At 37.5% G+C, this 20314-nt stretch carries 21 protein-coding genes and 1 other annotated feature (1 of these 22 only partly in view); of the genes, 5 read left to right on the forward strand and 16 right to left on the reverse strand.

Translation table 11 applies throughout. The features are described from left to right. Positions 1–200: a binding site (T-box leader), on the forward strand (it extends 48 nt beyond the left edge of the window). Positions 201–407: 207 nt separating this feature from the next. The 4 genes from brnQ to RCG25_RS21855 all read left to right on the forward strand — a co-directional run bounded on the left by brnQ (position 408) and on the right by RCG25_RS21855 (position 3386). Next, positions 408–1748, forward strand: a complete 1341-nt coding sequence (gene brnQ / locus RCG25_RS21840) for a branched-chain amino acid transport system II carrier protein (RefSeq protein ID WP_308080920.1) — start codon at positions 408–410, stop codon at positions 1746–1748. A 419-nt stretch (positions 1749–2167) separates the two neighbouring features. Continuing rightward, positions 2168–2650 (forward strand): DUF2975 domain-containing protein, encoded by a 483-nt coding sequence (locus RCG25_RS21845; protein WP_308080921.1) that lies wholly within the window; start codon positions 2168–2170, stop codon positions 2648–2650. 27 nt (positions 2651–2677) lie between these two features. Continuing rightward, entirely contained in the window at positions 2678–3157 is a 480-nt protein-coding gene (locus RCG25_RS21850) for a DUF2975 domain-containing protein (protein WP_308080922.1), read from the forward strand. Between the two features lie 10 nt (positions 3158–3167). Further along, a complete protein-coding gene (locus tag RCG25_RS21855; protein ID WP_308080923.1) occupies positions 3168–3386 on the forward strand; it encodes a helix-turn-helix domain-containing protein in 219 nt (72 codons plus the stop codon). Between the two features lie 183 nt (positions 3387–3569). Here the strand turns inward: RCG25_RS21855 and RCG25_RS21860 are convergent, their stop codons facing one another. After that, positions 3570–4553: a Gfo/Idh/MocA family protein gene (locus RCG25_RS21860; protein ID WP_374121091.1), complete on the reverse strand. Its 984-nt coding sequence runs from the start codon at positions 4551–4553 to the stop codon at positions 3570–3572. 191 nt (positions 4554–4744) lie between these two features. Here RCG25_RS21860 and RCG25_RS21865 point away from each other — a divergent pair, with 191 nt between their 5' ends. Further along, positions 4745–6400 (forward strand): glutamine--tRNA ligase/YqeY domain fusion protein, encoded by a 1656-nt coding sequence (locus RCG25_RS21865; RefSeq protein WP_308080925.1) that lies wholly within the window; start codon positions 4745–4747, stop codon positions 6398–6400. A 39-nt stretch (positions 6401–6439) separates the two neighbouring features. Here the strand turns inward: RCG25_RS21865 and RCG25_RS21870 are convergent, their stop codons facing one another. From RCG25_RS21870 to RCG25_RS21940, 15 genes are all read right to left on the reverse strand, one after another. Beyond that, entirely contained in the window at positions 6440–7501 is a 1062-nt protein-coding gene (locus RCG25_RS21870; RefSeq protein ID WP_308080926.1) for a PAS domain-containing sensor histidine kinase, read from the reverse strand. A 15-nt stretch (positions 7502–7516) separates the two neighbouring features. Next, complete coding sequence (locus RCG25_RS21875; protein WP_308080927.1) at positions 7517–7969, reverse strand: GAF domain-containing protein; 453 nt, start codon at positions 7967–7969, stop codon at positions 7517–7519. 15 nt (positions 7970–7984) lie between these two features. Beyond that, positions 7985–8638, reverse strand: a complete 654-nt coding sequence (locus RCG25_RS21880; RefSeq protein WP_308080928.1) for a response regulator — start codon at positions 8636–8638, stop codon at positions 7985–7987. A gap of 13 nt (positions 8639–8651) precedes the next feature. Continuing rightward, positions 8652–9320, reverse strand: coding sequence for a sensor histidine kinase (locus tag RCG25_RS21885; protein ID WP_308080929.1), 669 nt, complete (start codon positions 9318–9320; stop codon positions 8652–8654). 200 nt (positions 9321–9520) lie between these two features. Further along, complete coding sequence (locus RCG25_RS21890) at positions 9521–9802, reverse strand: hypothetical protein (RefSeq protein WP_308080930.1); 282 nt, start codon at positions 9800–9802, stop codon at positions 9521–9523. Continuing rightward, positions 9789–10100, reverse strand: coding sequence for a hypothetical protein (locus RCG25_RS21895; RefSeq protein WP_308080931.1), 312 nt, complete (start codon positions 10098–10100; stop codon positions 9789–9791). The genes RCG25_RS21890 and RCG25_RS21895 overlap by 14 nt, the downstream gene beginning before the upstream one ends. Continuing rightward, the gene (locus tag RCG25_RS21900; RefSeq protein WP_308080932.1) at positions 10093–10284 is read right to left on the reverse strand and encodes a hypothetical protein; all 192 of its coding nucleotides are present in this window, start codon (positions 10282–10284) and stop codon (positions 10093–10095) included. Before RCG25_RS21900 ends, RCG25_RS21895 begins: the two co-directional genes overlap by 8 nt. Then, a complete protein-coding gene (locus tag RCG25_RS21905; RefSeq protein WP_308080933.1) occupies positions 10274–10798 on the reverse strand; it encodes a Rieske 2Fe-2S domain-containing protein in 525 nt (174 codons plus the stop codon). The genes RCG25_RS21900 and RCG25_RS21905 overlap by 11 nt, the downstream gene beginning before the upstream one ends. A gap of 11 nt (positions 10799–10809) precedes the next feature. Then, entirely contained in the window at positions 10810–11370 is a 561-nt protein-coding gene (locus RCG25_RS21910; RefSeq protein WP_007086371.1) for a 4Fe-4S dicluster domain-containing protein, read from the reverse strand. Further along, positions 11371–13539: a molybdopterin oxidoreductase family protein gene (locus tag RCG25_RS21915; RefSeq protein WP_308080934.1), complete on the reverse strand. Its 2169-nt coding sequence runs from the start codon at positions 13537–13539 to the stop codon at positions 11371–11373. It abuts the gene before it with no gap. Next, positions 13526–14608 (reverse strand): hypothetical protein, encoded by a 1083-nt coding sequence (locus RCG25_RS21920; protein WP_308080935.1) that lies wholly within the window; start codon positions 14606–14608, stop codon positions 13526–13528. Before RCG25_RS21920 ends, RCG25_RS21915 begins: the two co-directional genes overlap by 14 nt. A gap of 155 nt (positions 14609–14763) precedes the next feature. Further along, positions 14764–15951, reverse strand: a complete 1188-nt coding sequence (locus RCG25_RS21925; protein ID WP_308080936.1) for a zinc metalloprotease — start codon at positions 15949–15951, stop codon at positions 14764–14766. 167 nt (positions 15952–16118) lie between these two features. After that, positions 16119–17279: an HD-GYP domain-containing protein gene (locus RCG25_RS21930; protein ID WP_308080937.1), complete on the reverse strand. Its 1161-nt coding sequence runs from the start codon at positions 17277–17279 to the stop codon at positions 16119–16121. A 193-nt stretch (positions 17280–17472) separates the two neighbouring features. Continuing rightward, positions 17473–18711, reverse strand: coding sequence for an ATP-binding protein (locus tag RCG25_RS21935; protein ID WP_308080938.1), 1239 nt, complete (start codon positions 18709–18711; stop codon positions 17473–17475). A gap of 204 nt (positions 18712–18915) precedes the next feature. Continuing rightward, entirely contained in the window at positions 18916–20151 is a 1236-nt protein-coding gene (locus RCG25_RS21940; protein WP_308080939.1) for an ATP-binding protein, read from the reverse strand. Between the last annotated feature and the right edge of the window lie 163 nt (positions 20152–20314).

Raw genomic sequence — 20314 nt, forward strand, 5'->3', positions numbered from 1 at the left:
AGCCGGCGGTTGGTGGAAGCCGGTGTCAGGAACTAAGTGAAAATCATCTCCGAGATGCAAGGCTGAAATTGTTTAGTAAGCCTTTGCCGACCTGCCCGCCGTTAACATGGGACACGTATGATGGTACGTTGATCGAGAGCCGCAATTGCATTATTTAATTGCGGAAGTAGGGTGGTAACGCGAGCTAGCTCGTCCCTATCCAATAGGGGCGGGCTTTTTATATTGAAAGCGGAAGCGACCGTTTAGCGACGTATGGACAGGGGCCCAATCCGACTGAGATAAAGGAAACACGAAGAGCGTTAGCGATTGTTGACTTATCGTAGGGAGGATTGGGATGGCCACTAGTCGCTGGGAGCTGGAGCTGGATAATTCTCTAAGCAAGAAAGATAGAAAAAGGAGAGAGAAAGATGAAGAAGAAGGATACGTTATTTGTTGGATTAATGCTATTTTCAATGTTTTTTGGAGCGGGGAATTTAATTTTCCCACCCTTTTTAGGAATGGGGTCAGGAACTTCTTTTTGGCCGGCCATCATTGGATTTATTATTACCGCTGTGGGCCTTCCACTGTTAGTTCTAATGGCTATTGCACTTGTGAAAGACGGTGTAAACACACTCGGCAGCCGGGTTCATCCGTGGTTTGGTCCTATTTTTACCGTTGTCGTTTATTTATCAATCGGACCATTCTTCGGTGTACCTAGAAATGCGAATGTTGCATTTGAAATGGGATTCAAACCCTTTCTCGGTCATGTATCTGCTAGTCAATCCCTGCTATTAGTAGGATTTACAGCTGTTTTCTTCTTGCTTGTTTACTTACTAAGCTTAAATCCATCTAAAGTCGTTGATTACATGGGCCGATTTATTACACCAACCTTGTTATTATCCATTGTTGTCCTGTGTGTCACCGGTTTCCTAAAGTTAGATCAACCATTGCAAGCACCGGTAGAAAATTATCAATCTGCGTCCCTTTTCAAAGGCTTTATCGATGGCTACTCAACAATGGATGCCTTAGCCGCCCTTGCCTTTGGAATTGTTGTATTAACCACGCTTAAACAAAAAGGAGTTACTGAAAAAAAAGACTTAACCACATATACAATCAAGGCTGGTTTGGTTGCCGGTACAGCTCTTGCTCTTGTTTATGTCGCCATTGGTTTATTGGGTGCAAAAATGGCTGGCTACGGTACATTTGATAATGGAACGGCTATTCTTTCTTCCGCATCCACCCTTTTGTTAGGCAATAGTGGAAAAGTCCTCCTTGGAGTCATTTTTACACTTGCTTGTTTTACGACCTGCGTCGGCTTAACTATTGCATGTGGTCAGTATTTTTCAAAGGTGGCACCGAAGCTAAGTTATCGATTAGTGGTTACCTTAGTTACAGTAGCAAGCTTTTTAATTGCCAATCTTGGATTAAACCAAATCATTACGATTTCAGTTCCATTTTTGGTTATGGCTTATCCGTTAACCATTGTTCTCGTTACACTTGCCTTTTTCCATCGCTTCTTCGGTGGTTCACAAAAGGTGTATGCCCTGTCCATGCTTTTAACTGGATTGGTTAGTTTGTATGATGGTTTAAAAATGTTTGGAGTAAAGATGAGTTACTTAGAAACATTTATGAGCAGTTTACCATTTGCTTCTGTGGGCTTAAGCTGGGTGGTTCCTGCGCTCGTCGGCGTCTTAGCTGGATTGGTTTGGGAAAAAATTCATCCCACTTCATCACCCAGCGAATCACGTGATTTAAGAAAAGTTGCATAATAAATAAAAAGCCAGTGGACATAACAGATAAACCGTTCCGTAGTTGTAATTTAACATTTTAAAGTAAGAGCATTTCTTTGTAATGAGAAATGCTTTTTATTTTTTTGGCTGTGTTAAAGAACAATGTTGATTTTTACACCCTGTTGATTGGAGCGGAAGGCACGAAGACTCCTGTGGTAGTATGGTTCAGGGGAGACCCCGCAGGCGCATGCGCCGAGGAGGCTCGCCGAAACACCCACGGAAAGCGAAGTGCCTGGAGCGGAAATCAACAGGCAAGTTTAACAACAAAGCCATTTTTTAAAAGTTAAAGGGATATTTCAAAAACAATAATAATACAATAAAAAACGATACTAATTTATTGTAAAACGATAAATTTTATGTTAAATTCGTATTATCATTAAATATGTGAGGTGTTTTAAATGAATGTTAAGCGAGGTTCTACTACTTTCTTAAAGGTCATTATTTTTCTGGTTGGAATTGCAGTGCTTGCCGTGTGTATATATTTTTTGCCTGAAGCAGCCAGAAGAGATGCGATAGAGCGCCCAGGTGATTATTCGCTATATCCACTTTTGGTATGTGCATATGGAATATGTATTACGTTTTCTGTGGCTTTGTATCAAATATTTAAACTCTTAACCTATATTGAGAAGAATAATGCTTTCTCTGAGTTATCTCTTCAATCTTTAAAGATAATTAAAAAATGCACTTTTACTGTCATTTCCTTCATTTTTTTAGCAATAGTTTATTTAAGGGTGCGTGTTCAATTCACAGGTGATGATGCAGCAGGTCCCATATCTCTAGGTCTAATGGGGATTTTGGCAACAAGTATCATCGCAGCCATTGTGGACGTACTTCAAAAGCCTATAAAGAAAGTCTTGGATTCACAGCCAAAAAACAATTAACATTTTGATATATGAGAGGTGTTTTTTATGAAGATAGCAACCACATTGTTCTTGAAGCTAGCTGTTATTATCCTTGGAATTCCTATTCTCGCTTTGTGCATATTTCTGGTTCCTGAACTGGCAAATGCGGTAGCCGATTTCTTAGGGGTTCATTCCATAAAATATATCATTTTCATCCTTTTATATGGAGGGGCACTACCTTTTTACTTCGCCCTTTATCAAGCTTTTAAACTGTTAAGTTATATAGACAAGAACATTGCTTTCTCTGAATTGTCTGTTCAAGCTTTAATGAGAATCAAATACTGCGCCATTTCCATCTGTAGTTTGCATGTCTTAGGTTTGCCGCTTTATTATCTCGTGGCAGATAAAGACGATGCCCCAGGTCTCATATTTGTTGGAATGGTCATTCCTTTTGCTTCGTTTGTTATCGCAGTTTTTGCTGCTGTTCTCCAAAGGCTTTTGCAGGAAGCGATTAACATAAAATCAGAAAATGATTTGACGGTCTGAGGTGGAGGATATGGCAATTATTATTAATATTGATGTGATGTTAGCAAAAAGAAAAATGAGCGTAACAGAACTTTCGGAGAAGGTTGGAATAACTATGGCGAATCTTTCCATTCTGAAAAATGGGAAAGCAAAAGCGGTTCGTTTTTCAACATTAGAAGCGATATGTAAGGCTTTGGATTGTCAGCCAGGTGATATTTTGGAGTACAAAAGCGATAAAGACACTCAATAAATAGACACAAGTTTAATTAAGTAACCCATCTAATAGTTAAGATAGTTTCAATGTTAACTGTGACTTAATTAACGTAAAAATGGCGTGCCAAAACTGCTGTCAGTTCGCACGCCATTTTTGTTGTCAATTATATAATATGCACCTCAAAACGGAGCCTTTACATAACAGATCCACTGGCTTTTTTTACTTTTCTATAGAAAAAATAATATTATTCTGTTTACGTGCTTCCTCAGTGATACGAAGGACGATTTGACTCCAATTTTTCAAACGACTATATTCTTCATTATTCTTCGTTTCAATGATATTGGCAAAACTTAAACATTCATAGATCATGTTTTGCTCTTCTTGTTCTACACTCAAAATTTGACTGTCTTTCGAATGGCTGTCAATAAATTTTATTTCTGAAATCGGTGCCGCATCTTCGAGTAAGAAGCTTCCCTTTTCGCCATGAATTTCACATGGAAGCTCTGAATGGGATATTTTAGAGCAAAGGATGGTGCATACAAAACCTTCATACTCTAATACAAGTGTCCCGCTGCCATCTACTCCCGTTCTGAGTAGCACGGCATGATAGGTTACCTTCTTAGGCTCACCAAATAAACAGACTGCTAAATAAAGTGGGTACACACCTAAATCAACAAGTGCTCCTCCAGAATAGACAGCTGAGAAAATATTCGGTTCTTCTCCTTGTAAGAGTAAATCATAACGAGATGAATAACTGATATATGGTAACATCGCACTTCGCAGTGGCCCCGCCATTGCCAATTTTTCCTTAAGGATATGGAAATTAGGTGTATGGATATTACGGATAGCTTCTACTAAATAAACGCCATTTTCCTCTGCCGTCTTGTACGCCATTTCCAATTCAGCCGAATTTGAAAAAATAGGTTTTTCACAGATAACATGCTTCTTATTTTTTAAGAAAGTTAGTGCTTGTTCGAAGTGAAGAGAATTAGGAGAGGCAATATATACTGCTTGAATTTCTTCACTTTTGGCCATCTCCTCTAGATTTGTATAAAAATGAGCAGCCTGATGCTTGTCGGCCATCTGCTTCGCTTTCTCTTCTGTTCGTGAATGAACCCCTACTAACAGGAACTCCCCACTGAGTTTTGCTGCTTGGATAAAAGAGTCCGTGATCCATCCTGTACCAACTGTAGCAAAGTTAATCATCTTATTACCTCTTTCAATTATGTACTTTTCAACTTATCATTTTAACGCATTAAAGACCTGCTTACTAATTTTAAGAAAATATTTTTTATTACCAATTAGTTTTGTGCAAGAATAGTTGGGAACAATGGAAAAATATCAGTATTTATGGTATTTATAGATAATAGATAAGATGAAAGAGGTTGAAAAGGGTGGACAATCACACATCAAATTTTATTAAGGATATTATGATAAAAGATTTAGAATCCGGAAAGCACAATAAAATCGTCACTCGTTTCCCGCCAGAACCGAACGGTTATTTACATATTGGCCATGCTAAGTCCATATTTATTAACTTTAGCTTGGCAGATGAGTTTAACGGGTTGACTAATTTACGCTTTGACGATACCAATCCGTTAAAAGAGGATATCGAATATGTAAACTCGATTAAGGAAGATGTGAAATGGCTTGGATTCGAATGGGATAACATATTATTTGCATCCAATTATTTCGAAGAGATGTATAATCGTGCCGTTCTTTTAATTAAAAAAGGACTAGCCTATGTGGATGACTTGTCTGCAGATGAAATTCGTGAATACCGTGGAACATTAACAGAGCCAGGGAAAGACAGTCCTTACCGTACTCGTTCTATTGAAGAAAACCTGGAGTTATTTGAAAAGATGCGTGCAGGTGAATATGATAATGGTCAAAAGGTTCTTCGTGCGAAAATTGATATGTCTTCACCAAATATCAATTTACGTGACCCGGTCATCTACCGTATTGCGCATGCGACCCATCATAACACAGGTGATAAGTGGTGTATTTACCCTATGTACGCATTTGCTCACCCACTTGAAGATGCGATTGAAGGGGTTACTCACTCCATTTGTACGATTGAATTTGAGGATCAACGTCCTCTTTATAACTGGGTGGTTGAACAATGCGAAATGGAAAGCACACCACAGCAAATTGAGTTTGGCCGTTTGAATGTAACGAATACAGTTATGAGTAAACGTAAACTGAAGCAATTGGTCGAGGAAGGGTTTGTGGATGGCTGGGATGACCCACGTATGCCGACTATTTCTGGGATGAGACGCAAAGGTTTCACACCTGAATCGATTCGTGCGTTTGTTCGTGAAACTGGCGTTCATAAGGGTTCTGGTGCGGTTGATTCGCAAATGCTCGAGCATTTTGTTCGTGAGGATTTAAAATTAAAGGTACCACGTACGATGGGTGTGATTAATCCGTTGAAGGTGGTTATCACCAATTATCCAGAAGGTCAAATTGAATTGCTGGATGCGGAAATTAACCCTGAGAATCCTGAAATGGGTATGCGGAAAATCCCATTCTCTCGTGAAATTTATATTGAAAAAGACGATTTTATGGAGGAGCCTCCAAAGAAATACTTCCGTCTGTTCCCTGGCAATGAGGTCCGTCTCAAAAATGCATATTTTATTACCTGTCAGGAAGTCATTAAGGATGAGAATGGTGAAGTAGTCGAGCTTCGATGCACGTACGATCCTGAAACAAAGAGTGGAACAGGATTTACTGGAAGGAAGGTAAAAGGAACGATTCATTGGGTAGAATCTACTCATGCTGTTCCTGCTGAATTCCGCCTGTATGAGCCACTCATTTTAGATGCAGATAAGGATGACAGTGATGAAGGAAAAACTTTCCTTGATCATGTCAATCCAAATTCGCTTGAGGTGTTACAAGGCTTCGTTGAGCCAAACATGAAGGAAAGCCGACCACAGGAAAAGTTCCAATTCTTTAGACATGGTTACTTTAACGTGGATCCGAAACATACCACAGTAGATAAGCTTGTGTTTAACCGAATTGTTTCGTTGAAGAGTTCATTTAAAATATAATATAAAGGCTGACTCCAAGATGTACGGAGTCAGCCTTTTCTATTTGCTTATTAAAATTGGAGCTTCTAAAATAATCTTCGTTCCCTTACCAGGAGCTGAGATAATGGTTAGCTCACCGTTTACCGACCGGGCGCGCTCATCCATACTAAAATGTCCCACACCAGAGGACTGGTTATTCCTATCAAAGCCTACACCTTGATCTTCAATCATCACCCTGATATGGTCATCCATTTCTCTAATTGTCACTATTGCCTCTGAAACCTCAGCATACTTTCTGATATTTGTTAATGCCTCCTGAATGATTCGATAAATCGTCAGCTCAATATTAATATTGAGGCGACGATTTAAGACACAATCAAAATACACATCGATATTGTAATGATCAGAAAAACGGGAAAGGAAAGAACGAATCGCTGGCACTAATCCAAGGTCATCAAGGACTGATGGCCGAAGCTCCCACGAGATTTCGCGAATCTCTTCAATTAATTGAGTCGCTTCTTTTTGCATTTGCTGAAGCAATGGATGGTCGAGTTCAGCCATTAAACGATTAATCGTAATTAGATGACTGTAAAGGTTTTGTCCGATGCCATCGTGCAAGTTTCTGGAGAACCGCTTTCTCTCCTCCTCCTGCACATCAATAATCGTTGTCATCATTTTTTGAAGTTCCTGTTCTACCCTTTTCCTTGCCGTTACTTCATAGCGAATAGCTAAATATTGATAAGGCTTCCCCTGCTCGTTTAAAAAAGGAACGATGGTCGTATCTACCCAATAATACTCGCCATTTTTCGCCTTATTATAGATTTCACCCTTCCAAACGTTTCCGTTTCCGATGGTCCTCCACATCTCTCTGAAAAATCCCTTAGAATGATACCCAGAATTTAGGATTCGATGATCATTGCCCATTAACTCTTCTCTAGAGTATTTAGAGATATGGCAGAATTTATCGTTTACATATGTAATAGTCCCACGTGAATCCGTGATGGCAACGATTGAGGATTCATCAAGAGCAAACTTTATATCTACCAATTCCTGCATGGATCGTTTTAATTCTAACTCAAGGTCTGCTAGCTTGTCTGCAGGCTGGTCTATTTCTTTTTCCATAGCTACCTCCTGCATCTATAATAGGATCTGGTCCTTTAATATCTGTTCCAAGGTTATTGCGGAATCATATACCTCTTGCTGCTCAGCTTCAGTAAAAACGGTTGATTCTCTATTTCCGATGAGCAATACCCCTTTTGGAACAGAATTAAAAAATAAAGGGACTGCGTAGGCGGATACAAGTTTTTCAGCAAGCATAATGGGATGGTCGGTCACTTTTCCAAGTATGCCGTTTGGAAAATCAGTCATCATCATTGGACTGCCACTTGAGATAATTTTTCCAGCGATACCCTTTCCAAAACGAACGGTTATTCTTTTGTATTTCTCATTTAGATTGCCTGATGCATAATGCCACCTTACATCAGGCCCCACCTCATTTTGTAAGGCCAGGGCAACAAAATCGCAATTAACCGCAGTCAATAGCTGATTACATACCTCAATCACCGCGGGAATTTCTTTTATCTCATTCATCTCACGTAATTCTCCTTATATGCCATAGCCTAACAACCCTTTTCTAACTGCATATTCCACCAGTTCAGGTCTCGTTTTCATCTGAAGTTTTTCCATTAATTTTCCTTTATGGGTCTCCACTGTTTTCACGCTGATGACAAGTTGTTCCGCAATTTCTTTATTGGCGTACCCTTTTGCTGTCAAGGTTAAGACTTCTTTCTCACGCTCAGATAAAAGATTATACGTGTCATTACCATCTTGTTTCATACTGCTTAGATATTCTTCCATTAAACGCTTTGTTGCGGACGGATGAAGGTACGCATCCCCTTTTGCAACAGATTCGATGGCCGACATGAGCTCATCATGTGGGGCGCTTTTTAGAATACAGCCCGATGCTCCCCCTTGTATGGCACGAAATAGGTACTCTTCATCATCGTGCATCGTTAAGATTAAAATATTGATCTCAGGCTTTTGCTTTTTTAATTCTGTCGTTGCTGAGAGCCCATCTTTTCCATGAGGCATACTCAAATCCATGACAACAACATCTGGATTAAGCTTCAGGGCTTTTTTGATCCCTTCATTGCCTTCCGATGCTTCACCAATCACTTCCATTTCTGGATTTGTGTTTAGTAACATTTTTAAGCCCATTCGAACTACAGCATGGTCATCAACCAGCAGGATTCTTATCACTCTTAGCTCCCCTTTATGCCCTATTTAATAACGGAAGAGATAGTTCTATACATGTTCCTTCTCCTATTTTAGAGGAAATGTTACACTGTCCGCCAGTTAGAAGCATTCTTTCTTTCATAGCTTCAAGTCCTGATGATGGATGATTTTGGTCATGCTCCTCAGGTCGAAATCCTTTGCCATAATCATTAATGGTGATTTTTAGCATATTTTCAAACCAAATAAAATTCATTTTCACATTGCAGGTATCTGCATATTTGGCAATATTCGCAAGCGCCTCTTGGCATACACGGAATACTGTAATACTCGTTTTCTCTGGAATATCTTTCTCTTCACCTGTGGATTCTAGGTCTACAAGAATTCCAAAGGTGGAAGTATATAACTTAATATAGCTCTTCATTGCGGAAAGTAAACCGAGAGTGGTTAGGGTAGGCGGATGCAATTCCACAGACAGCAGCCTTATTTCCTGAATTGTCTTCTCTATCAACTGCGACATTTCGCGGACATAATTTTTCATGAACGGTTCGTTTGCACCTGTTTCAATAAACTGTAACCCTGTAAATATACTATACAGATTTTGTCCGACGCCTTCGTGCAGTTCCAATGCGATTCGTTTAATTTCTTCTTCTTGTGACTGAATAATATATGAGCTGATCTGCTGCTGTTTTGATCTCAATTGATCCATTTTGCACCTCCTACTTCCATTATTCATAAATAAATAGAGTGTTTTCGTAAAAATTTTTGCTTTTTTACTTATATCAATACTTAGGAATCAAATCCAAGTGTAAAATTTACATCTTACGAATGAATCCCAATGATTTATCAGCGATTCAGAAATCACAACTTTTTAGAGTAAGAGAAAATATAAAAAAAGGCAGGTTCTTTTTAAAAGACCTGAACCTTTTTTACTGTATATGTTAAGCCGCTTTCCTGGTCAAATGCAGACCAGTGATTCTCTGACTGACTTACCTCACTTGCTAACAGCACCGCGAGAAAATAGAAATCGTCAAAATAGTAACGAATATGAGTGCCATCTGGACAGTATTGCACTTTTTTTACTGTTTTTTTGACCGTTGGAGCTTGATCTCCACCCTCGGAGTCTTGAATGGCAATTTCAACAGGTACACCCACAAATCGTCCTACATCCTCTAACTTAATGAGTTCCACAGCTATTACATCCTCTCAATACAGGATAGATGAACATCTTATAGCCCTGAAGATACTCCCAAAATTTCTCGCCAGCATTTTCCTCGATGTACTGAATGGTTTCCTCCTCGGATGACCAATCACTCATCCCCTTAATTTCAGCCACAACCATTTCTGCTCCATCTATCTTTTTTTCTTCCAAAAACCAATTCAACCGTTTTTTTGCAAAGGTACTCTTCAATAACTCATCAATTTCTGTACTAAAATCGCCTGCTTCCGGACGGACGAAACAAAAATCTATATATGTTTCACTAGTCATTGACCTTCACACCTTTTTTATAAATGAGGATTGCGACTGGAAATAAAATTACGTTAATAACAGCGGCAATAATCGTATTTGTATAATTTTCATAGAAATATTGATGAACCATATATTGTGTAAAAATAATATTGAGCATCAATACGGCTAGTAGAAATGCCACAGGGATATAACTACGCTTCATAACGCTTCACCCCCACGGCATAAACGGCACCGTTTTCTTCTTTTACATAAATTTCAGGAAGTGGACGTCTAGGCGGACCGGCAATTGGTGCACCCGTTTCTACGTCAAATTTACCATGGTGGCACGGGCATAGCATTTCGCCTTCATCCTTTTTCCAAAACACAGGACAACGTAGATGTGTACAGGCATTTTGGTAGGCAACGTATTTTTTTTCAGACAGTCTGATTAAAATCGCGCTGTCATGTTCACCTGGGAATGCAAAGTCAACCGCATCTCCAATTGGTAATGCCTTTACATCAACAATTTTCTGCTTTGGATATTTTTTGTCTCCCAGCCCATTCAGTTCTTTTGCTGCTAACACTCCCCATGGAAGAGAGGAAACGGCAAATACTCCTGCAGCTCCAACCAATGTTTTCATAAATCCACGACGGTCTAATTTTCTTTCGTTATTGCGGTTTATATTATGAGTATAGTTATCTTCTTCGAACGGGATTTTATTATTCTTATCTGTCATGTTAATCCCTCCTAAAACAATTTAGTGACGCCCTGTAATATACCAGGAAGATTCACTTTTACGTTTGTTTCGCCTTCTAAATAAGGCATGCTTGTTACCCACTTACCATTATCCAAATTAAACTGCTTTTGTTTTGCTTCAATTTCTTCATCGGTTAACCATTGAAGAGTATTAGATGGACACACACTCGCACACATTGGCGGGATGCCATCCTTTGTACGGTCAATACATAGATCGCACTTATACATTAAATTCTGCTCGGTATCAAACTTCGGTATACCGTATGGGCAGGCAATTGTACAGTTTTGACAGCCAATACATTTTTCCACAAGAGCCGATAGTACGGCACCTGTTTCGTGAATTTGAATGGCTTGTGCCGGGCAGCTTCTTGCACATGCTGGATTCACACAGTGAAGGCACATAAGAGGCATCGTTTGACGGTTAACAAGCGGGTTCACATCGTAAACATAGTTACGGTTACGTTCCTCATGTCCTCCGCACTGTGTACAAGCCGCCAAACAGGAGCGGCATCCTATACAGTTTTCAAGTTCTAAATATAGCCTCTTTTTCATTTACTGCACCTTCTTCATTTCTAGTTTTTCAATCTGTGCGGCACACGCTTTGAATTCCGGCATCCGAGAAATTGGATCAAGAGCCGCAATTGTTAAGAGATTAATAGATTTATCGTGACCGAAATGGTATGGAACAAATACCGTATCTTTTCTAATGGCTTCCGTAATTTTCACTTTATATTCTGCTTTGCCTCTACGAGTAAAAAGAAGAACATATTCTTCATGCTCGATCTTGTATTTAGCTGCTGTTTCTGGATGTACTTCTACATATGGCTCTGGACACATATCACGTAAGAATTGAATTCGGCGTGTTTGGTTTCCAGATAGATAGTGATAGACCACACGTCCTGTTGTTAAGCGTAATGGATATTCTTCACATGGCTCTTCAGCAGGCGGTCGGTATGGTAAGGCACATATTTTAGCTTTACCATCTGGATGATAGAATTTCTTATCTAAGAACATATGTGGTGTTCCTTTGTCATTTTCATCTTTACAAGGCCAGAATACACCATCTTGCTTTTCGATCTTATCCCATGTGGCACCATAATAATCTGCATAGCCACCTTTTGATGCTAAGCGGAACTCATCCGCTACATCTCTTGCTGTTTTTAAATGAGAGAAATACTTTCCTCTTCCAAGGCGCTCAGCAAGTTCTACTTGCATCTGCCAGTCTGGCTTTGATTCGCCAATTGGCTCTTGTGCTTTATTAATCTTGATAATACGGCCTTCAATATTTGTTACTGTCCCTTCGTCCTCAGACCAAGTCACACTTGGGAGAATAACATCGGCGAATTCAGCTGATTCTGAAAGGTAGAAATCTGCACAAACCATAAAGTCCAAGCCTTTCATCGCTTTACGAACAAAGTTTAGGTTTGGTGCAGAAACTGCTGGATTTGAACAAAGCAGATACAAACCGCGAATTGTTTTTTGCTCCATTAATTCAAACATTTCATAAGCTGAAACACCTGGCTGTGGCATTTCTTCAGGAGTAATACCCCAAACCTGGCATACTTCTTCAACGTGTTTTGGATTCGTCAGTTTGCGATAGCCAGGAAGTAAATCTGACTTCTGTCCATGCTCACGGCCACCTTGACCATTTCCCTGACCAGTAAAGGTCGCGACACCTGATTTTGGACGGCCAATTTTCCCAGTGACAAGCGCCATGTTTGTGTAGGCTGAAACATTATCCACACCCTTATGCTGTTGTTCAATTCCACGAGCAAACATGACAACAGCATTTGGTGCTTTTCCGTAAATTTCAGCAGCACGTATAATCTTCTCTGGAGCAACACCAGTAATTTGACTTGTATATTCTGGAGTGAATTCTTTCACTAATTCTTTTGTTTCTTCAAAACCATTTGTATGGTTGTTAACGAATTCTTCATCTGCATAACCATTTTGAATCAATAAATTTAAAATTCCGTTCGCAAGTGCTAAGTCTGTTCCTGGTCTTAAGTCCAAATGAACATCTGCTCTTCTCGCAATTGGTGTTTCACGAGGATCAGCTACAATTAAGTAACCACCTCTCTCTTGTACATGCCAAACACGGAACATCGAAGTCGGATGGCATTCAGCCGTGTTACTTCCCGCAATAAACAAGCAATCTGTTTCGTGGATATCTGTCCATGGTAGTGTCGAACCACGATCCACTCCGAAAGAACGAAGGAAGCCACCTGCCGCACTAGACATACAGAATCGGCCATTGTAGTCAATGTAACGTGTTTGCATAGCAACACGAGCGAATTTTCCGGTTAAATAACATTTTTCATTGGTCATGGATACACCACTAAAAACAGATAATGTATCTTTCCCGTAGTTTTCTTGTAGCTCGCCGAACTTTTTCGCAATTAAATCATAAGCTTCATCCCAAGTTGCTTCCCGGAAGCCCTCTTTTGTCCCTTTTAAGGAAGCATCATCTCTTATTAATGGTTTTAAGATCCGATCATCATGATTTGTTTGTTGGTAAGCCGTTACCCCTTTAGGACACATCTTTCCAACCGTTACCGGCCAATCATAACGTGGTTCAACCCCAATAATCTTGTTTGTTTTTGTATTTACACGTAAGTTCATCCCACATTGCATTCCACAGTAGCTGCAGTGTGTTTTTACGAGTGTTTCATTTGGATGACGTACATTCTCTATTTCTTTAAAAAACTTATCCCTTTGCATTCTGATTTGCCTCCTTGACTTTCACTTGGTGCGTTGCGAATCCTGAGAATCTTGAAATACGATATTTTCTACGACATGGAAGACATAATTCTGCAAGATTGAAGCCATCCTTCATATCGAATTCCATCTCATTGACTCCCAATACTTGGATCACATCGTTTGATTGTTCAACTGATACAAATTTCTCTCCGCATACCTTACATTCTTTCATATGTTGTTCTCCATAATGTTCACGGTAGTTTCTTGCAAACACGCTCATTGGACGGAAAGGAATATGAGCAAGCTTTCCAAATGGCAGGTAGATTAAAGTAACAATGACTGAGAATTGGTGAATGAGTGACATCTGTGGCTGCATCCAGCCATGTAGAAATACGTTTTGGACAGTTAATAAAAGTCCAGTAATGGAAATAAACAATAATAGATACAGGGGCAAGAAATCATACATAAACTTTTGTTCCGCTCTTGCTTGCATATTTCTCATACGGCGGTAAAGGGCCATACAAACACCGGCCGTAACCATAATCGCTGCAATATTTAACGCATTATAGGATAACCAGCCGATGATTCCATCTGCCTTAACCTGCATAATATTCATTCCGAATAACACAATTGTATAGTAGCCATTGTCTTCCATTGTGAAGTACATCCAGCTAAAGACGAGTGGGAAAGTGACAAGGCAAGCAAGCACACAGCCCCAGCCTATTAATATATGTTGTACCCAGCGGTAAATTCCCCGATTGCGAATGAAATCGTAAATCGCTAAGTGGCTTACAGCTGTTTTAGGTGTGCTTTTTCTAAAAATGAGCTTCAAGCCCTTTTTAATAAAAATTTTAGTTGGTGGTCTTTCGCCCCAAGCAATAAATCGGTAGAAGAAACCGCCGATGAATACGATTGTTCCAATCATATATCCATATAGATTTAAGTCGACATGTGTAAACATTCTTGTGCCGATAAAGGTTAAAATCACAAGTCCGACAACCGTTAAAAACATTGATTTAGCAAAATGTGATGCAAATGCATCATTGACCGAACGTCCTTGATTTTTAGTCGTTGAGATATTCGCTTGCATTTGGAGTTCCTCCTATAAAAAAAATAACACTTCCGTTTTCTTACTCTAATTGTAAGGAAAACAGCAGTGTTATCTATATAGGGGAACTCCCCTATCATGGGGGGAAAAAACCCCTAGTTATTCAATTTTAGACAAAAGTCTGTCACAAAGAAGCATTATCGCTCTCGAAGAAGATATTTTTTCCTCCAAGAATAAATTAACAAAATCAATCCAATTAACATTTGCACTGTGAATAAAGTTGCATCCCAAAAAGGAAGAGATGTCGGCCCTTCCAAGTAGCCTGGCATAACCCTTTTCACGGCAAACAATAATTGTGGAACATAAAAAACAACATATAAGCTGAGCGTTAGAACTACGCCAATGAAATAAAAAATGGAGTAGGTGAAGATCATCCTTCTTTCCCCTTCGAAAACAACTTCTTCAGTTTTCTGGGATTTAAGAAAAGGAAACCATCTTTTAATCATCTGTTGGGCATTTTCCATCAGGTTATAACAGCCAGTTACATTTTCAAAGACGTAGTATAGATCTGTTTTCATGTAAATACAGAATTGGTATACGAGACGAATAAAGGTATCTAATACTATGAGCGACATGATACTCAGGAAAATCCCTGATCCATTTGTAAAAATCACCTGACTAACCAAGGCAAAGAAAAGTATAACCATATCAAAACAAAGTCCAGCTAGATATAAAACATTTCTGTCCTTAGAAGGCAGCTTCCAAACTGCAGACATATCTGTCTCAAGGACCACCAATATTAACCTGTGGCCAAGCTCTAATCTAGTAGGGAGATTATTTGCCCTCATTGCTAGAATATGACCGAATTCATGGATAAGCACGGTACAAAATGTCACCACAAGCCACGTTAAGATGTTTAATACCATGTAATTAAAAATGAAGATATCTTTGTAATGCGGGAAAAGACTTGGATGGGAAACTAATAAAACTATATTTATTATGAATAATCCAACGTAAAAACCTAAAGTCAGCTTATTAAAAAAGAATTCCCCCAATTTAGGTGAAATCCACTGAAAACCTAAATGTTCCTTTATCTTTTCTGGTAAAGTGACTTTTACTCCATCAATTTCAGCAATGAGTTGAAGCTGTAGCAGCTGTTCAGCAAAATCGATGAGGTCTACTTCTTCGTTAGGATATTTTTCTTTAAGGTGTTTCTCGATATCCCCTAATGATTCTCTATTATTAATTAATGTTATTGCATCAATACAAATCTTTGGCATTTCGTAGTACTCGCCGGAATTAATATCTTCTACTATATAGTGTTTTTTCTCTTCCCTAATTTCAATGGGGACTAATGTAAGTATTGAACTAAGTGTTACATCCATTTAAACACCGTTCCTAACTAGTATTCTATAATAAAAAACAGGATGCTAGATTTGCAAAGCATCCTGTTAATAACTTATGGTGCCCAAAAACAAATCCAACAACCTGTCACCCTAATCTTTTTTAATTTACGGATTTTCAAAGAAAATCACCTCCTTAAACTAAAATCTTACTTGACTAATGAAATTTCTTCATTTATCTCTTTAACAGATTTATCATGGAGTTTTTCCCATGATGGATAAGTCTGTTGAAATAAATCCACCAATTCAGGATCAAACTGGGTACCCCTACCATCTACTATCCGTTTGTACGCTTCTTCAATGGATAATGCGTATCTATAAGATCGATTGGATGTCATTGCATCAAATGCATCTGCTACTGCTGCAACTCGGGCAAGAAATGGAATATTCTCACCTTTTAATTGGTCTGGATACCCCTTACCATCCCAACGTTCATGATGTGAGCGAATAACTTCGATACTACTATTTAATTGAATAACTTTTGAAACTGCTTCTGCTCCAACATTTGTATGAGATTTAATAATTTCATATTCTTCATTTGTAAGTTTCGTAGGTTTCATCAAGATTTGATCTGGAATATGAATCTTCCCAATATCATGAAGTAGACAAGCAAATTCAAACGACTTTAACTCTTCTTCCGAATATCTTTCAGTGGCTCTTGCTAGTTCGAGAGCATAGCTCGCCACACGTTCACTATGGCCCCTTGTATAAGGGTCTTTAAGCTCAAGTGTAGCAATAACTCCCTTTACAATACCAGTAAGTTGTTGATCATACGATGTTTTTATTGCATTTACATAAGCTTGGAAACGTGATAATAAAACAAATGAAAATACAGATAATGTACAAACTAATAATATTCCTACATAAACAATTGGGGGTTTAATAACTAATCCAATAACAACATATTTCAAAAGTAATCCAACTGACGCAACTATCATAAAAGGCTTACTTACAAAAATAGGAGATAGTAATAGCCAGTAAATTTCTCCTGCACTACCACCTCTATAGTCATTTGCGTGACCACTATAAGTAATAGCTTCGTTAATAAATGTGATGAAAATATAACTAATAAAATATATATATTTTACATAATTTGATTTTTGCTTTTTAATGAGGTATTTCGCTATTGGGATTAATGCAAACATGATTAAATATACCCAGTATACAATTTTCCCTGATGTATTATCTTTTGGAGTGATGATGTTAAACACTAAATCAAAGGATAAAGTAATAATATAAAATAAAATTAAAAACCATTTTAACGTCTGAGCTTCTTCATTTCTTATGTTAGGATCTATCAATTTTTTCATTAGTAAACCTCTCGTTAGGGTAGTCATAGTTTTAATAGCACAAATCTACACTAAATATATATACTTTTTGACACTTTCCTACATTATAAAACATTTGTATTCATTTAAATACCAGTAAATCAACAAGATTTATGTATAAAATAGAAATATTTCATCAAACGTTGTATAATATTACCAATTTACCTAAATCTCTTTACCTATGGATAATAGGTAATATCACTTCCACGGAGGTCCCTTTTTCAGGTTCACTTTCAATTTTAAGTTTTCCTAAGTGTTCTTTAACAATTTGATTGGTTACCAGCAAGCCTAGCCCCGTTCCATCTTCTTTTGTTGTAAAAAACGGTTCTCCTAAATTAAGAATGTTTTCATCCTTTATTCCACACCCTTCATCTTGAATAGAAATGTGCATTTTCTGTTTTTCTACAACTTTTACATTTATTTTTATACATCCCCCATCAGGCATTGCTTCTATAGCATTTTTGATCAAATTCAAGAATACTTGTTTTAGTTGATTACTATCACAATCAATGGGCGGTAAAGGCCCAGCCATGATTGTTTCAACTTTAATCCCTTGTCTCTCAGCCTGCTGTTGGGTGATTGATAGTGTATAAGCGATAATTTCCTCAATACTAGCTTTTTCGAATTTGACTGCTCTAGGTTTACCAATGTACATCAAATCATTAACAATTGAGTTAATCCTATCAATTTCTTGAATCATGATGGGATAGAAATCGTTTGTATTTGGGTATCTTTCTTGCTGTAGCTGTGTAAATCCTTTTAGGGATGATAGGGGATTACGTATTTCATGACCAATAGCTGCAGCCATTTGTCCAATAACAGCTAACTTTTCCTTTTTACGTAGTTCTTCGTGAACATTTGTTAAGGATTTTATATACGAGTAAAACCGTATCAGCATAACATAAGCAATTGCAGATAGAATTGAATATATTACTATTGAAATGAACACCTGAAAATCATGCAGGATTAATCCTAAGATTAAATATTTCCCAACCATTCCTATTGAAACCGTCCAAAAATATTTTTTGCTCACAAAAATCGGACAAAATAGAACAAATAAAACCTCTATTAAATGCCCACTGGTATAATGTTTAGGATTACCTACGAAAATGATTAGAGTATTAATAAAATCTATACCTAAATAGCTAAAGATATAGATATATTTAACTAGATATAGATTTCCTTTTTTAGCAATCCACATCGCTATCGGTAAAAGAATGATTAATAAAACATAAATCCAATACCCCAATCCTTCTCCAGGACTTCCCATTTTTTCACTTTTTAGAGTTTTAGGTAGTATGTAGTATACTAGAATGTCAAATGAAAGATATACAATATAAAATGACCACAAAAATAGCTTTACTGCTTTCCTTTCTTCTAATATTAATTGGGGACTCTTGATGCTCTCTTTCATTTTGTTACTCCCTCGAGTTATAAATATAGTTCAATCATACTTAATCCTATTTTATCATCTTTCCTCCAAATATTTGACAATAAATTCGAAAAACTGCGCTAAATTTCGACATTTTTCGATTATATGTAACAAAAGGACCTGCAATCCATTGCAGGTCCTCTTCATATTAATTTTATACGGTAATTAACTTGCTAATTAATATATTTAATTCTGATGAATTGGCAATATGATATTCACATTTGTGCCCTGTTTTGGTTCACTTTGTATGTTCAATTCACCTGAATGTTCTTTAATTACTTGATTGGTCACTAATAACCCTAACCCTGTCCCGTCCTTTTTCGTTGTGAAAAACGGTTCACCTAGTTTAGGAATGTTCTCATCCTTAATGCCATAACCTTCATCCTGGATGCAGATGTACATCTTCTGTTTTTCAACCTTTACTTTTATGTTTATATTACCTCCTTCAGGCATTGCTTCGATAGCATTTTTAATTAAATTTAAGAATACCTGTTTTAGTTGTTTACTATCACAATCAATCAGAGGTAACGAACTATCTATGATGGTTTCGACTGTAATCCCTTGTCTTTCAACTTGATGCTGGGTGATTGATAGAGTATACGATATAATTTCCTCAATACTAGCCTTTTCAAAACTGATAGTCCTAGGTTTACTAATATACATTAAATCATTAACAATAGAATTTATCCGGTCAATTTCCTGAATCATAATGGGGTAGAAATCATTTGTATTTGGATATTGTTCCTGTTGAAGTTGTGTAAATCCCTTTAGTGATGATAGGGGATTACGTATTTCATGCCCGATAGTTGCAGCCATTTGCCCAATAACTGCTAACCTTTCTTTTTGTAGGAGTTCATCGTGAACACTAGTTAAAGATTGGATATATGAATAAAACCGAACTAAGATAACGTAAGCAATTCCTGTTAATATTGCATAAATAACTGTTGGAACAATTACCTGAATATCCTGTAAAATAACTCCTAGAATTATATACTTGCTAATCATCCCCAATGTGACGGTCCAAAAATACTTTTTACTTACAAAAACCGGACAAAAAAGAACAAATAAAACCTCCACTATATGTCCACTTGCAAATGGTTCTGTACTTCCTAAATAAATTTTTAGTGAATTAATTAAATCTAAACAAACATAACTATAGAAATAGATGTATTTTACTAGATATATGTTGCCCTTTTTCATAATCCATATAGCAATAGGTAAAATAGCAATAATAAACAAATAAATCCAAAAGCCTAATCCTTCTTCTGGATTCCCAACCTTATTATTTTTTAATGAGTTTGGGAATAAGTAATAAGTAAAAAGATCAAATGAAAAATAAACAATATAAAATAACCATAAGAATAATCTTACTGCTTTCTTCTCTTCCACAATTAATTGGGGGTTCTTGATATAGTCTTTCATTGTGCGACTCCCTTAAATTCTATATATTTCTTTTAAACTTAATTTTATTCTATCATCATCCCCCAAATTATTTTAGGATTAATCTAATAAGAATCACTGAAATTCGACATTTTTCGATTAAATACCACAAAAAAACCTGCAAACAATTGCAGGCCCTTGTCTT

This window comes from Neobacillus sp. PS2-9 (assembly GCF_030915525.1).
Taxonomy (GTDB): Bacteria; Bacillota; Bacilli; order Bacillales; family Cytobacillaceae; genus Neobacillus.

Coding starts and splice junctions, on each gene's coding strand:
- brnQ (WP_308080920.1), top strand. CDS start 408: ATGAAGAAGAAGGATACGTTATTTGTTGGATTAATGCTATTTTCAATG.
- RCG25_RS21845 (WP_308080921.1), top strand. CDS start 2,168: ATGAATGTTAAGCGAGGTTCTACTACTTTCTTAAAGGTCATTATTTTT.
- RCG25_RS21850 (WP_308080922.1), top strand. CDS start 2,678: ATGAAGATAGCAACCACATTGTTCTTGAAGCTAGCTGTTATTATCCTT.
- RCG25_RS21855 (WP_308080923.1), top strand. CDS start 3,168: ATGGCAATTATTATTAATATTGATGTGATGTTAGCAAAAAGAAAAATG.
- RCG25_RS21870 (WP_308080926.1), bottom strand. CDS start 7,501: ATGGAAAAAGAAATAGACCAGCCTGCAGACAAGCTAGCAGACCTTGAG.
- RCG25_RS21875 (WP_308080927.1), bottom strand. CDS start 7,969: ATGAATGAGATAAAAGAAATTCCCGCGGTGATTGAGGTATGTAATCAG.
- RCG25_RS21885 (WP_308080929.1), bottom strand. CDS start 9,320: ATGGATCAATTGAGATCAAAACAGCAGCAGATCAGCTCATATATTATT.
- RCG25_RS21895 (WP_308080931.1), bottom strand. CDS start 10,100: ATGACTAGTGAAACATATATAGATTTTTGTTTCGTCCGTCCGGAAGCA.
- RCG25_RS21900 (WP_308080932.1), bottom strand. CDS start 10,284: ATGAAGCGTAGTTATATCCCTGTGGCATTTCTACTAGCCGTATTGATG.
- RCG25_RS21905 (WP_308080933.1), bottom strand. CDS start 10,798: ATGACAGATAAGAATAATAAAATCCCGTTCGAAGAAGATAACTATACT.
- RCG25_RS21910 (WP_007086371.1), bottom strand. CDS start 11,370: ATGAAAAAGAGGCTATATTTAGAACTTGAAAACTGTATAGGATGCCGC.
- RCG25_RS21915 (WP_308080934.1), bottom strand. CDS start 13,539: ATGCAAAGGGATAAGTTTTTTAAAGAAATAGAGAATGTACGTCATCCA.
- RCG25_RS21920 (WP_308080935.1), bottom strand. CDS start 14,608: ATGCAAGCGAATATCTCAACGACTAAAAATCAAGGACGTTCGGTCAAT.
- RCG25_RS21925 (WP_308080936.1), bottom strand. CDS start 15,951: ATGGATGTAACACTTAGTTCAATACTTACATTAGTCCCCATTGAAATT.
- RCG25_RS21930 (WP_308080937.1), bottom strand. CDS start 17,279: ATGAAAAAATTGATAGATCCTAACATAAGAAATGAAGAAGCTCAGACG.
- RCG25_RS21935 (WP_308080938.1), bottom strand. CDS start 18,711: ATGAAAGAGAGCATCAAGAGTCCCCAATTAATATTAGAAGAAAGGAAA.
- RCG25_RS21940 (WP_308080939.1), bottom strand. CDS start 20,151: ATGAAAGACTATATCAAGAACCCCCAATTAATTGTGGAAGAGAAGAAA.